Genomic DNA, 12,744 nt, shown 5'->3' with positions numbered 1-12,744 from the left:
CACCTCCCGCAGAACAAAAGCGGAAAGTGTAACCCATGTGTCCGGTACGAACTGTCACCTATGTCTCGGGTCGCTCAAGCTCATTTGATCTCCCCAAGCCAGGCGTTGTGACCGGCGCATTTGGTCACCATGAGCGCGCTGGTGCAGATGAATCCGGTAGAGCGCGGCCATTGCCTCACCGTCGGAGGATTCAGTATCGCACGGCAGTCTGAGTGATCGTGATCACATAAACTCGCGATTGGCTCCCCTAGTGTCCAGCTCACGCCAAACACGGGGAGATTTCATATGCGCAAGATCATTCTGGTGGCCGCTATGGTGCTGGTCTCTGCCTCTGCCCAGGCCGGAGGCCCGCGCAGCCTGTCGCTGTCCGCGGTGAGCGAGCCGGCTTCGGTTCAGCAAACGGCGCCGACGCTCGCTGCCGCGCCGACGCAGGTGAGCGAAGCAGCGCCAGCCGCCGAAGCTCCGAAATATCTCGATCGCCCGCCGGCGGTTTCGCTCACTGCGCCTGCGGCGACTCCCACACCGACGACCGCGACGACCTCAGCGCTCGCGACGACGACCCAACCCGCCGCGAAGACGACGGCCAAGGCGGACAAGTCGAAGCACAAGCGCAGCTGGACCGAAGGCCGCATCATCAGCGAGCTGCATCGCCACGGCATCTACTGGTAAGGTGCCTGCTCTCAAAAAGCATATGGCCGGGACAAGCCCGGCCATGACGCAAGAGATTTGGATCGGACTGGACGCGCTACTGCGAAACCGTCTGCACCACGCTCCCGATCGGACGTGCGCTCGAGGTCGGCACCTTCAGGTCCTTCAGCAATGCCTCGTCATATTCTGGCAGCGACTCGAGCGTCGTCTTGGCCTTCATCTGCACGACCTTGTAGCCGCCGGCCTTGAGCCGCGCGAGCAGTGCAGGCATGGCTTCGCCGGTATGCTTCTGGAAGTCGTGCATCAGGATGATGCCCTTGCCGAGCTTGTCGAGCCTGGTCATCACGGTCTCGATGATCTTCTCCGGCGTGGCGCCCTTCCTGAAGTCGAAGGAGTCGATGTCGGTCGAGAACATCGCGACGTTTCGGGTGCCGAAATAGCTCACGATCGCCGGATTGTGCTGCAGCTGCGGGAAGCGGAAGAACGGTGCCGGGTTGGTGCCGAGCGCGTATTTCACGGCGCTAACACCCTTCTCGACCTCGTCCTTGGCCATCTGCTCGGTCATCTTCTTGCCGTTCAGGTTGACGTGCGACCAGGTGTGAGTGCCGACCGTGTGGCCCTGCGCCAGCACCTGGCGAAGGATTTCCGGATGGTAGGTCGCATGCTTGCCGACCGAGAAGAACAGGCCCTTGGTGCATTCATCCGCGAGCGCCTTCAGCACGGCGGGCGTGTTGACCGGCCAGGGACCGTCGTCGAACGTCAGCACGACCTCCTTGTCGGTGAGGAAGTCGAACTGCTTGAAATGATCGAAGCCGAAGCCCGGACCGCCGGTGGTGTCGATCTCGACCACGCGGGAGACGCCGAGCGCGTTGGGATTGGCGCAGGTCGATTTCTGCTGAACCGGCATCGGCGCGGGTGCGGCGGCCGGGGCGGCTGCCGCCGGTTTGGCCGCAATCGCCGCCGTGGTCGTGACGTCGTCCTTGGCGGCGAGCTTCGCCTGTGCCGGCAATTGATCGGCGGCACGGGCGGCAATCGTCTTGGGAGCGGCCTGGTCGGCGCGCGAGGAATAATAAAACCAACCGCCGGCGGCAATCACGACCGCCGCAACTACACTGGCCAGCATCAGGCCCAACGCATTACGCATCGCCATTCTTTCCAATTACGCAACCAAACCGGCGGAATTTCCCGCTCGACGAGCCATTAATGCGAAGGAACAGTTAACGTGACACCAACACGACAGCGGATATGAAGGAATTTCAGCGAGGTGCGCCAACGTGACCATAGTCACAGAGGGTGGGCCTCCCGTGACCGTCATCACAGTGGAAACTGTTTTGCTGGAGCATGGTCGATCCCATCAACAACGGGCCCGCTTCCAGCGGTGCCAATGGGAGCTTCAAATGACCAACTCGCTGAACACCAAGTCTCTGAACACCAAGTCCTTGAGTAGCAAGATCCGCGACACCAGCCTGGCTCTGGGCTTTGCCGCCATCCTCTCGATCGCCTCGACCGGCTCCAGCTTCGCCTTCTCGTCCGAAGCCCAGCAGCAGTGCACCGGCGACGCTTTCCGCCTGTGCTCGTCGGAAATCCCGAACATCCCGAAGATCACGGCGTGCATGATGAAGCATCGTTCGGATCTGAGCGCCGGTTGCCGTGCGGTGATGGACAAGGACCTCGCCAAGGGCGGCGCGTCACGCAAGGTCGCTGACGCCCAGGACGCTCAGTAACAGTAACGATAGCGTCGTTGCGTCGGTTAGCTCCCCTCGCGATGTGCCCCGGCGTCAAGCCGGGGCCACGCGGCAGCGCAAGCCCGCCTGCCAATAAAGCCGTTGCGGCTTCGGGATCGTCGCTCTAGCTTCGCCCGCACATCTTCCGGGTAAGAGGCATTACGCGATGACCAGATTTCTTTTCATCATTCCATTGATCCTGTTTGCATCGGCTGCGTCCGCGCAGCAGCCCGGTCACGACGCCTGTGCGCGCGATGTGACGCGCTTCTGCCGCCCGGTGATGAACAATGGCGATCAGGCTGTGCTCGCCTGCCTCAAGCAAAACCGTACGCGGCTCACCAAAGGCTGCGAGAAGGTGCTGACGGATCACGGGCAGTAAGACGTCGCTACGGACTCGCGAAACCCTACGTGCTGCTTCCCGCCGCAGTGGCGACCACGGGCAGCACCTCACTTGCTGCCTGGTCCGGCGTCTCCTCTTTCCAGCGCACCGAGCCGAACGGACGCTCGAGCATGCGGCGGATCCGCACCGGATCGGGGCCGATGTGGAAATCGATCGCCTCCTGATGCAGAGCGCGTTCGGACTGGGTCGAGCGGTTGCGCTGGCGTAGATAGTCGAGCCAGGTCGGACAGTGGTAACGCTCGGTCCACAATTCGGGATCGGCGATGTCGCGCGCGATCGACCAGCCGTAAGCACCGTTGCGCTGACGAGAGAGCTGCACGTCCTGCATCACGTTGTGAAAGGCGCGGGCGTTGTCTTGGGCGACGCGGTATTCGATCTCGACCACCAGCGGCCCGCTGCGTGCCGTGAGCGACAGTTTGACTTCCGGATCCGCTAGCAAATCGGCGTCTTCATTACGGGCGCCGACGCGCGGCATCGTGAGCCAGATCCCCAGCACCGGCGAGATCAGCATCAGGCCGGCAGCCGTCAGCAGCGCGACCTCGACGCCGGCATAGTCGGTGAGATGGCCCCAGCCCCAGGCGCCGACCGCGATGCCGCCCGAAATCGAGGCCTGGAACGCCGCGAGCGAGCGGCCGGCGACCCAGCGCGGCGCCGAGAGCTGCACGCCGATATTAAACAGTGCGACGGCGGCCATCCAGACCGCGCCGGCGAGCACCAGGGCAGCCGCGGTCAGCACCGGCTCGGTGCTCACGGCGAGCGCAGCCATCGCAAACGCCATCGAAATGGTGCAGGCGCGGATCGCGGCTTCGCCGCTCATGCGCTTACGCAATTCGTGGATGTTGAGCGCACCGACCACGGCGCCCATCCCGAAGGCGCCGAGCATGACGCCGTAGGTCTGCGCGCCGCCATGCAGCAGATCGCGCGCGACCAGCGGCATCAGTGCCATGATGGCACCGCCGATCAGGCCCATCACCAGCGTGCGCAACAGCACGATCTTGATCGGCGGCGAATTGGTGATGTAGCGGAAGCCCGACACCATGGCGCGGTTGAGCTTCTCCCGCGGCAGCCGCGAGGGCTCGGTGTTGCGCCGCCAGAGCAGCAGCACCACCAGCAACGGCAAATAGAGGATCGCGTTACACGCAAACGCCGCCACCGCACCGAGCGCGGCGACGATGACACCGCCGACCGCCGGACCGAAGCTGCGCGCGATGTTGTAGCTGATGCCGTTCAGCGCGACGGCCGACGGCAGGGCATCGGGCGGCACCTGCTCGCTGACCGAGGATTGCCAGGCCGGGCCGAACAGCGCGTTGCCGCTGCCGACCACAAAGCAGAACGCGAGCAGCGTTTCCGGAGAAATGTAGTTGAACCAGGCCAGGACCGTGAGCGCGGTCGCGCCAGTCAGCGCGATCATGAGCGCGATCAAGGTGACGACACGGCGGTCATACATGTCGGCGATGGCGCCGGCCGGCATCGAGATCAGCATGATCGGCAGCATCAGGGCGGTCTGCACCAGCGCCACCTTGTCCGCCGAAGCGGCCATCTGCGTCATCGCCCAGGCGGCGCCCACGCCCTGGATCAGCAGGCCAAGATTGGAGAGCAGGCTGGCGAGCCAGATGCGCCGGAACACGGTGTACCGCAGCGGCGCCATGATGCCGTCGGTCGCAATTTTCTGGCGGTTCGTCTGCTCGGTCATATCCCCTTCCAGATGGGCTGGCAGAAGTAGTCTTGAAGTCGTCTTGGAGTGGTCTTTGGGCGATTCCGGCAAGTTCAGTGATGCCTGCGAAAGTCCTTCGCTGTCCAGTGGTTAGGCCGGTATAAGCGGTGCACAGAGATGGTTTTGCGGGGGAGGAACAGATGAAGCTGTCACGACGAATGATCATGCTAGGGGCCGGCAGCTTGCCCTTCGCAATTGCGAGCTTGCGGACGGGCGCGTTGGCCCAGCCCTCACCTGCCGCGTCGGGCGAGGTGCCGCCGATCCTGTTCGTCCACGGCAATGGCGAATACGACGCGCTCTGGATGACGACCTTGTGGCGGATGGAATCCAACGGCATCGCGCGCGACCGCATGATGGCGATCAATTTCACCGATCCCAATGCACGAAGTGACGACAAGGTCGAGCAGGCGGGCCGCTCCTCTACCGAGGACCAGCGCCGCGAGCTCGCCGCCGCCATAGCCGAATTGAAGCGCAGCACCGGCGCGGCCCGCGTGGCGCTGGTTGGCAGCTCGCGCGGCGGCTATGCCATCCGCAACGTCATCAAGAACGGCGGCGCCAGCGATGTCAGCCATGCCGTGCTGTGCGGCACGCCCAATCACGGCGTGTTCGCGACCGACGACCAGCCCAACAGCGAGTTCAACGGCCGCGGCGCGTTCTTGCGCGGCCTGAACGAGGGCGAGAGCGAGGTGACGCCGGATGTCGCCTTCCTCACCTTGCGCAGCGACGGTATGGACAAATACGCGCAGGCCGATGGCCGTTTCATCGGCAAGCCCGGTACGCCGACCGGCGTCAACGTCGAAGGTCCGGAGTTGAAGGGGGCGGCCAACCTCGTGCTCGGCGCGCTCGATCATCGCGAGGTGGCGTTCCACCTCCGGGCCTTCCGCGAGATCTACAAATTCATCGCCGCCCGCGAGCCCGCGCGAATCGCGATTGTCCCGGAGCAGAGCGTGAAGCTGAGTGGGCTTGTTACCGGCGCGCCCGGCGGCGTGTCGACCAACCGGCCGATGGCCGGCGCAACCGTCGACGTGTTTCGGGTCGATCCTGAAACCGGTGAGCGCAAGGGCAACGCCGTCCACAGTGCGAAGACCGGTGCCGACGGCCGCTGGGGACCGGCGCAGGTCGAGCCTTCCTGGTCGCTCGAATTCGTCGTCGCATCGCCGGATGCGCCGACGACGCATATCTACCGCTCACCCTTCCCGCGCTCGTCGGACGTCGTGCATCTGCGCGCCGCGCGTCCGCTCGGGCCCGCGGACAAGGACGCCGGGGCTGTGGTGATCATGTCGCGTCCGCGCGGCTATTTCGGCCTGCCGCGGGATGTGGTGCTGCTCGACGGCAAGGAGCCGGCGGACGTCAAATCGGGTGTGCCCACAGATTCGACAGCAACACTGCGCCTTCCGGCCGGCGAGGTGGGGCGTAACATCGTGGCCCAATTTGGCGAAGAACGAATTGTGGCACGCGCCTGGCCTGCCTCCGAGAACAGGATTGCGATTGCCGAGCTGACTTACTAGCTAATTGCCTGCGTCACCTCTGCGGGAGCGAGCCATGAACATCGCCAGCGTGCGTCGGCCCATCGTCCCTCCGACCCCGCCGCGTGCGCCCGACGACATGTCGTTCCTCGGCCGGCTAGCCGTGATCAAGCGGAACATGATCGCGACCTGGGGCCAGCGCGCCTACGAGGAAGACGTCATCGAGGGCCGCTTCTTCTTCCGCAACAGTTTCATCCTGAACCAGCCGGATGCGATCCGGCATGTCCTGCTCAGCAATTACGAGAATTATTCGCGTACCCCGGCGGGCATCCGCATGCTTCGTCCCGTGCTCGGCGACGGTCTTCTGATTGCGGAGGGCCATTCGTGGACGTTTCAGCGCCGCACTCTCGCGCCGGCGTTCACGCCGCGTGCGACGGCAAATCTCGTTCCGCACATGACGGCGGTGCTCGACGAGACCATCGCGAAGCTCGACGGACGGACGAGCGAGCCGGTCGATCTGCGCGAGATCATGCAGCGTATGACGTTGGAGATCGCCGGACGCACCATGTTCTCGTTCGGCATGGACCGGCATGGTCCGACCTTGCGCAACTTCGTCATGGAGTATGGAGCCCGGCTCGGACGGCCGTACTTGCTCGACATGGTGCTGCCGCTGTCCTGGCCGAGCCCGATGGATTTTGCCCGCGCCCGTTTCCGCAAGCGCTGGACTGAATTCGTCGCGATACTGATCGCCGAGCGGCGTGAGATGGGCAAGAAGGACGGTGCGCCGCCGCGCGATCTGTTCGATCTCATGGACGAGGCGCGGGACCCCGAAACCGGCAAAGGCTTTTCGGACGAGCAACTCGTCGACGAAGTCGCAACCATGATCCTCGCGGGTCACGAGACCACGGCGACCGCGCTATTCTGGGCGCTCTATCTGCTCGCGCTCGATCCCGATACGCAGGAGGAGATCGCCTCCGAGACGCGAGGCGAACATCTCGACAGCATGGCCGACATCGATCGCCAGAAGTTCACCCGCGCCGCGATCGAGGAGACCATGCGGCTTTATCCGCCGGCCTTCCTGATCGCCCGGGCCGCGCGCGAGAAGGACAACGCGGCCGGCGTCGCCATCGGCAAGGGCGACATCATCATGATCGCGCCGTGGCTGCTGCACCGGCACGAGAAGCTGTGGGATCAGCCGAACGCGTTCATTCCAAAACGCTTCATGTCGACGGAAGCACCCGATCGGTTTGCCTATCTGCCCTTTGGCGCGGGTCCGCGCGTCTGCGTCGGCGCACCATTCGCGCAAGCCGAATCCGTGCTGGCGCTGGCCCGGCTGATCGGTGCGTTCCGTGTCGAGCTTGCCGATACCAGCCCTGTCATTCCGCTCGGCGTCGTCACGACCCAGCCGGACCGTTCGCCGCTGTTCCGCATCACGCGTCGGTGACAGGCGTTCGCCTGGCGGACGGCGTGATCCACACCAGATAGAGTTGCGCCATGAGCGATATCCAGGCCCAGTTTTCCGTTCTGAAGCAGACCGCCGATGCGAAAGTGGTCGACGCGATCGCGCGCCTCATCGAGGACGGCGAAGATCACGAGCTCAACCGCGTCAATGTCCTCGATTTCGCGAAGCAGCACGGTCTCGATGAAGAGCACGCGATCTCGGCATTCCTGCATTCGGCGCGGCTCGGCCTGTTCGATCTGGGTTGGAATGTGCTGTGCCCGGGCTGCGGCGGCGTGTTGGGTGCGCACTCGACCCTGAAGGCGCTCAAGCCCGATGATTATCATTGTGCGCTGTGCGCCTGCGGCTACAAGGCCTCCGTCGATGATCAGGTCGAAGTCTCCTTCACCGTCAATTCACGTGTCCGGCGCATTGCGGCGCATGATCCTGATACGCTTCCGGTGTGGGAGTACTTCAAGCAGGTGTTCTGGAGTTCCGGCGTCGACTTCAACAAGGAATCGTTCGCGACGCTCGCCAACGAGGTGACGCTGGATACGATGGAGCTGCCGGCCGGCGAGAAGGCGACCATGTCGCTGCAACTGCCGAACGATTTCATCATCATCTTCGAACCGGTGACTCACGCGGCCCATTTCATCGACGTGCAGGGCGAGCCGACCAAGGACCGTCAGCAGCTCGCCATCATGTACAACAGGGTGCAGGCGCCGACGGGAACCACGACCATGCGGCCGGGCCCGCTGCGGCTGTCGCTGGAGAACCAGGCCGGCGTACGCGTGCTGCCGTCGGTCTTCATCGCGGCCGAGGCACTCCATCACCTCATCGGCAAGCGCAAGCCGTTCCTGACCGCCAAGCGGATGCTGTCGAACCAGACGTTTCGCGACGTGTTCAAGGCGGACAATCTCAGTCTCGACCAGCGGCTCCAGATCACCTCGCTGACCTTCCTGTTCACCGATCTGAAGGGATCGACCGCACTCTATGAGCGCGTCGGCGATCTCGCCGCCTTCGACCTCGTGCGCGCGCATTTCCATGCACTGCTCGAGATCATCTCGTCGGAGAAAGGCGCGGTGGTGAAGACCATTGGCGACGCCGTGATGGCGACCTTCGTCCGTCCCGAGCATGCGATCGCGGCGGGTTTGCGGATGCGCGCGGCGATGGACGAGCTCAACAAAAAGCGCGGCACCGCCGATCTCATCGTCAAGATCGGCATCCACGAGGGTCCGTGCCTCGCGGTGATGCTGAACGAGCGGCAGGATTATTTCGGCCAGACCGTCAACATCGCCGCCCGCGTGCAGAGCCTCTCGACCGCGCAGGAGATCCACATCACCGGCCCGGTGCTCGATGCACCGGCAGTCGCCGAAGTCCTCAAGCAGCGCGAAATCAGGCCGATCCAGAAGCAGGCCGCCCTGCGCGGCATCGCCGACAAGATGGTGGTGTACGAGATACCGTGAGGTGTTGTCCCCCACATCGTCCTGGCGAAGGCCAGGACCCATACCGCGGAATCTATCGATTGCGGATGGTCGGCGTACCGGACCACAACCAGTCTTCGCCAAACTACACCCTGGGGTAATGGGTCCTGGCCCTTCGCCAGGACGACGTCGGAGAGACGATTTAGCCGCCCTCCAGAAACCAACGCTCCCAGATTGCCGAAACGTAATGCGGCGCGCGGAACTGACGCACGTTGCGCCGGTTGGGTTTCCTGCTCATATAATGCTGGTAGCAGTCGCGCTCCGCGGCTTCATCGATTTCGGTAGGACCTTATGCTCGACGGCCTGCGCCAATTCATCGCCGACATTGTTGCTCCCCATGCCCAGGACCGCGCATTCGGTGACAGTGATTACCGGCTGGCGGCGACCGCGCTGCTCGTTCACGTGATCTCGCTGGACGGCCAGCCGACTGCTGCCGAGCAGCGCAAGTTGCACAGTCTGATCGAACGCCACTTCGGGCTCGATCGCGGCACCGCGGATCGCCTGATCGCGGATGCGACGGAGGTCGAGGGCGAGGCGGTCGACCTCTATCACTTCACCAGCATCATGATGCGCTCGCTCGACGAAGAGGGCCGCAAGCGCGTCGTCCAGATGATGTGGGAGCTGGTCTACGCCGACGGCCAGGTTACCGAGTTCAAGGATAATGTGGTCTGGCGCGCTTCCGACCTGCTCGGGATTTCGCAACGCGACCGGATCGACCTGAAGCACGCGGTCGCAGATCGTGCCGGCGGCCAGGTCAAGGACGACGCGGTCGGTGGGTGATCCGTGCCAACACCGCCAATTGACGGTTGTGCAGGTCACATGACGAAACTTTAATGTAGCCTCGGGCTGTCCGGGTTCCGGATTTCTCCTGTAAATCCGTGGTTTGCCTGCTTCCCCCGTTTCCCGCTCAAGTGGCTATGCGGCGGCGCCGCTTGCCTGTCGCGCTCGGCCTATGCTCTCGTTCCAGCATTCCGGGGCCAAAAACTTCAATTCAAGAGATCTCGATCGTGACTGAGCGGGTAACGTTGATCACCGGTGCCTCGGCGGGCATCGGCACGGAGCTGGCGCGTGTGTTCGCCGCGAACGGACACCGTCTTGCGCTGACGGCGCGACGCGCGGACCGGCTCGAGGCGCTCGCGAACGAGCTCGCCGCCAACGGCGGCAAGAAGCCGATCGTGATCGCCTGCGATCTCCAGGACGCGGATGCCGGCGAGAAGATCGCCGCCGCACTCGCTGCCGAAGGCGTCGAGCTCGACAATCTCGTCAACAATGCCGGCTTTGGCGTATTCGGTGACGCAGTTGAGCGCGACCGCGTCGAGCAGGTCGGCATCGTGGACGTCAATGTCCGGGCTCTGACGGATCTGTCGCTGCGCTTTGCCGATCAGCTGATCAGGAACAAGGGCGGTCTTCTCAACGTCGGGTCGGTCGCCGGCTTTCTGCCCGGCCCCGGCATGGCCGTCTATTACGCGTCCAAGGCTTATGTCATTTCCTTCACCGAGGCCTTGCGGGCGGAGCTTGCACCGCGCGGCGTTCGCGTCACCGTCCTTTGCCCGGGCCCGGTGCCCACCGAATTCCAGGCCCGCGCCCGCGTTGGCTCCGGACATGATACGGCCCTTCTCAATGTTCCTGCCGCCGAGGTCGCACGGCAGGCCTATCGCGGCCTGATGGCCAACAAGCGGGCAGTGCTCCCCGGTCTGGGCATCAAGATCGTGCCATTCGCGCTGCGCTTCTTCCCGCGCGGCTTCATTCTGTCTGCCACCAGCTGGTTTCAGAGGCAAAGACACTAAAGCGAGCTCTCGGTCGGTCGTGGCCCGGAGCTTGCTTTCTATCGGGTGGGTGTGTGTGCAAACTCACACGAAATTAACGATCGCTTAGTTATGCTGGCGGTCTGAACCGATAGCACTCGCAGAGACCATGTCGTTCCGGACGAACAGGTTTGGTGGCGCAGAAGTGGTGCCCTTCCCCAGAAGGACGCCGGACGTCGCCGCCTCCGAAACCCGGTTGCCGGTTCTGATCATCCTGCATCAGGAATCCTCAACGCCTGGCCGCGTCGGTAATGCGCTGCGCGCGCTCGGCCATCGTCTCGACATCCGCCGTCCCCGGTTCGGCGATCCGCTGCCCGAGACCCTCGACCAGCATGCCGGCGCTGTGGTCTTCGGCGGTCCCATGAGCGCGAACGATCCCGACGACTACATCCGCCGCGAGATCGACTGGATCGAAATTCCGCTCCGCGAACAGCGGCCGTTCCTCGGCATCTGCCTCGGCGCGCAGATGCTGGCGAAGCAGTTGGGGGCCCGCGTCGCGCCGCATGCCGACGCGCTGACCCAGATCGGCTACTATCCGATTCGCCCGACAGCAGCTGGACACGGGCTCTGCCCGAATTGGCCGGCGCGGGTCTATCATTGGCATCGCGAAGGCTTCGAGTTGCCGGTTGGCGCTGAACTGCTTGCCGAAGGCGATGATTTTCCGGTGCAGGCATTCCGCACCGGCAACGCTTTCGGCGTGCAGTTCCATCCCGACGTGACCTACGCGATGATGCATCGCTGGACCACCCGGGGCTATGACGGTCTCAGCGCGCCCGGCGCGCGACAGCGGCATCATCATTTCGCGGACCGTGCGATCTACGATGCCGCGGAACGCGCCTGGCTCGATCATTTCGTCGACGGCTGGCTGACGCGCCGGCCGTTGCTGGCGCAGGCGGCCGAGTGATCGCGCCTTAGCACAAGCTCTTCTCATCCCCTTGTATGGTAGGCTCGTTGCCAACGTGCGCGCGCGTAACTGCGCCGGCAAACAAAGGGAGAGCGCCATGGGCTACGAACACATTCTCTATGAGGTCAGCGACAAGGTCGCGACCATCACGCTCAACCGTCCCGACCGCATGAATGCGTGGACGCCCATCATGGAGCGCGACGTGCGCCATGCGATGGAAGCATCGAGCGCCGATGACAACGTCCGCGTCATCGTCATCACCGGCGCGGGCCGCGCTTTCTGCGCCGGTGCCGACATGGACGCGCTGAAGGGGCTCGACCCCGATGATGTCAGGCGCGCGTCGAACCTGCCGCCCTTCGACATGAACCGGCGGCCCGACTGGCAGACGCGCTATGGCTTCTACCCGTCGATCGGAAAGCCTGTCATCGCCATGCTCAACGGCGCAACCGCCGGCATCGGCCTCGTCCACGCGCTCTATTGCGACCTGCGCTTTGCCGCCGACAACACAGTGTTCACCACCGCCTTCGCGCGGCGCGGCCTGATCGCCGAGCACGGCATCAGCTGGATGCTGCCGCGAATCGTCGGCCACGCCAATGCGATGGATCTGTTGCTCTCGGCACGCCGTGTTTCGAGTGACGAGGCGCTGCGGATCGGGCTGGTGAACCGGCTCTGCTCGCCCGAGAAGCTGCGCGAGGAGACTTACGCCTATGCGCGCGACCTCGCCGATTTCGTCTCGCCGAGCGCGATGGCCGTGATCAAGCGGCAGCTCTACGAGGTGCCGTTCCAGACGCTGGCGGAGGCGACGATCGAAGCCAATCGGGACATGATGGTAGCGCTGAACGGCAGCGATTTCCGGGAGGGAGTCGCGAGCTTCATGGAGAAGCGGCCGCCGAGATTTACGGGGAAGTAGGAGGGATTCGTCGGCAGTCCGTCTTCGCCCTGCGGGCTACGCCGCGGCAGCCTTCGCTCGTTTCGCTACGAGGGACTGTCCGGGCTTGCCGAGCCGTAGCTCGCGAAGCGAGCGAAGGCTGGTGGAGCCAGGCGGGATCGAACCGCCGACCTCGTCATTGCGAACGACGCGCTCTCCCAGCTGAGCTATGGCCCCTTTTGTAGGCCGCTCTGGTCAATGCGGCCGACAACCGGGCGCCATTTAAGTCCCCG

At 64.1% G+C, this 12,744-nt stretch carries 12 protein-coding genes and 1 tRNA gene; 10 read left to right on the top strand and 3 right to left on the bottom strand.

Annotated elements, in window-relative coordinates; genetic code table 11:
• The first annotated feature begins 285 nt into the window (after positions 1 to 285).
• Positions 286 to 669, top strand: a complete 384-nt coding sequence (locus AC0L30_RS37505) for a hypothetical protein (RefSeq protein WP_219681862.1) — start codon at positions 286 to 288, stop codon at positions 667 to 669.
• A 76-nt stretch (positions 670 to 745) separates the two neighbouring features.
• On the opposite strand, the gene AC0L30_RS37500 is transcribed toward AC0L30_RS37505, so the two are convergent.
• Entirely contained in the window at positions 746 to 1,792 is a 1,047-nt protein-coding gene (locus tag AC0L30_RS37500) for a polysaccharide deacetylase family protein (RefSeq protein ID WP_007598702.1), read from the bottom strand.
• Positions 1,793 to 2,045: 253 nt separating this feature from the next.
• Between AC0L30_RS37500 and AC0L30_RS37495 the strand changes: the two genes are divergently transcribed.
• A complete protein-coding gene (locus AC0L30_RS37495; RefSeq protein WP_007598705.1) occupies positions 2,046 to 2,372 on the top strand; it encodes a hypothetical protein in 327 nt (108 codons plus the stop codon).
• 166 nt (positions 2,373 to 2,538) lie between these two features.
• Positions 2,539 to 2,751, top strand: a complete 213-nt coding sequence (locus AC0L30_RS37490; protein WP_219681861.1) for a hypothetical protein — start codon at positions 2,539 to 2,541, stop codon at positions 2,749 to 2,751.
• A 25-nt stretch (positions 2,752 to 2,776) separates the two neighbouring features.
• Here the strand turns inward: AC0L30_RS37490 and AC0L30_RS37485 are convergent, their stop codons facing one another.
• Positions 2,777 to 4,465 (bottom strand): MFS transporter, encoded by a 1,689-nt coding sequence (locus AC0L30_RS37485; protein WP_354172355.1) that lies wholly within the window; start codon positions 4,463 to 4,465, stop codon positions 2,777 to 2,779.
• A 161-nt stretch (positions 4,466 to 4,626) separates the two neighbouring features.
• Between AC0L30_RS37485 and AC0L30_RS37480 the strand changes: the two genes are divergently transcribed.
• The 7 genes from AC0L30_RS37480 (at position 4,627) to AC0L30_RS37450 (ending at position 12,493) form a co-directional block, all read left to right on the top strand.
• The gene (locus tag AC0L30_RS37480) at positions 4,627 to 5,994 is read left to right on the top strand and encodes a hydrolase (RefSeq protein ID WP_354201554.1); all 1,368 of its coding nucleotides are present in this window, start codon (positions 4,627 to 4,629) and stop codon (positions 5,992 to 5,994) included.
• 34 nt (positions 5,995 to 6,028) lie between these two features.
• Positions 6,029 to 7,396, top strand: a complete 1,368-nt coding sequence (locus tag AC0L30_RS37475; RefSeq protein WP_007598709.1) for a cytochrome P450 — start codon at positions 6,029 to 6,031, stop codon at positions 7,394 to 7,396.
• Positions 7,397 to 7,446: 50 nt separating this feature from the next.
• Complete coding sequence (locus AC0L30_RS37470) at positions 7,447 to 8,856, top strand: adenylate/guanylate cyclase domain-containing protein (RefSeq protein WP_247474935.1); 1,410 nt, start codon at positions 7,447 to 7,449, stop codon at positions 8,854 to 8,856.
• 309 nt (positions 8,857 to 9,165) lie between these two features.
• Positions 9,166 to 9,654, top strand: a complete 489-nt coding sequence (locus AC0L30_RS37465) for a tellurite resistance TerB family protein (protein WP_473406386.1) — start codon at positions 9,166 to 9,168, stop codon at positions 9,652 to 9,654.
• Positions 9,655 to 9,881: 227 nt separating this feature from the next.
• The gene (locus AC0L30_RS37460) at positions 9,882 to 10,661 is read left to right on the top strand and encodes an SDR family NAD(P)-dependent oxidoreductase (protein WP_007598712.1); all 780 of its coding nucleotides are present in this window, start codon (positions 9,882 to 9,884) and stop codon (positions 10,659 to 10,661) included.
• Positions 10,662 to 10,788: 127 nt separating this feature from the next.
• A complete protein-coding gene (locus AC0L30_RS37455; protein WP_007598714.1) occupies positions 10,789 to 11,583 on the top strand; it encodes a glutamine amidotransferase in 795 nt (264 codons plus the stop codon).
• Between the two features lie 97 nt (positions 11,584 to 11,680).
• Entirely contained in the window at positions 11,681 to 12,493 is an 813-nt protein-coding gene (locus AC0L30_RS37450) for an enoyl-CoA hydratase (RefSeq protein WP_007598716.1), read from the top strand.
• Between the two features lie 119 nt (positions 12,494 to 12,612).
• Here AC0L30_RS37450 and AC0L30_RS37445 read toward each other — a convergent pair.
• Positions 12,613 to 12,688: transfer RNA gene (locus AC0L30_RS37445), tRNA-Ala, on the bottom strand.
• Between the last annotated feature and the right edge of the window lie 56 nt (positions 12,689 to 12,744).

It is taken from the genome of Bradyrhizobium sp. MI1.11 (genome assembly GCF_055811255.1).
This window is presented reverse-complemented; position numbering and strand designations above follow the sequence as displayed.

Bases quoted from the DNA above. Each gene is read 5' to 3' on its own strand.
- AC0L30_RS37505 (WP_219681862.1), top strand. From the start codon at position 286: ATGCGCAAGATCATTCTGGTGGCCGCTATGGTGCTGGTCTCTGCCTCT.
- AC0L30_RS37500 (WP_007598702.1), bottom strand. From the start codon at position 1,792: ATGCGTAATGCGTTGGGCCTGATGCTGGCCAGTGTAGTTGCGGCGGTC.
- AC0L30_RS37495 (WP_007598705.1), top strand. From the start codon at position 2,046: ATGACCAACTCGCTGAACACCAAGTCTCTGAACACCAAGTCCTTGAGT.
- AC0L30_RS37490 (WP_219681861.1), top strand. From the start codon at position 2,539: ATGACCAGATTTCTTTTCATCATTCCATTGATCCTGTTTGCATCGGCT.
- AC0L30_RS37485 (WP_354172355.1), bottom strand. From the start codon at position 4,465: ATGACCGAGCAGACGAACCGCCAGAAAATTGCGACCGACGGCATCATG.
- AC0L30_RS37480 (WP_354201554.1), top strand. From the start codon at position 4,627: ATGAAGCTGTCACGACGAATGATCATGCTAGGGGCCGGCAGCTTGCCC.
- AC0L30_RS37475 (WP_007598709.1), top strand. From the start codon at position 6,029: ATGAACATCGCCAGCGTGCGTCGGCCCATCGTCCCTCCGACCCCGCCG.
- AC0L30_RS37470 (WP_247474935.1), top strand. From the start codon at position 7,447: ATGAGCGATATCCAGGCCCAGTTTTCCGTTCTGAAGCAGACCGCCGAT.
- AC0L30_RS37465 (WP_473406386.1), top strand. From the start codon at position 9,166: ATGCTCGACGGCCTGCGCCAATTCATCGCCGACATTGTTGCTCCCCAT.
- AC0L30_RS37455 (WP_007598714.1), top strand. From the start codon at position 10,789: ATGTCGTTCCGGACGAACAGGTTTGGTGGCGCAGAAGTGGTGCCCTTC.
- AC0L30_RS37450 (WP_007598716.1), top strand. From the start codon at position 11,681: ATGGGCTACGAACACATTCTCTATGAGGTCAGCGACAAGGTCGCGACC.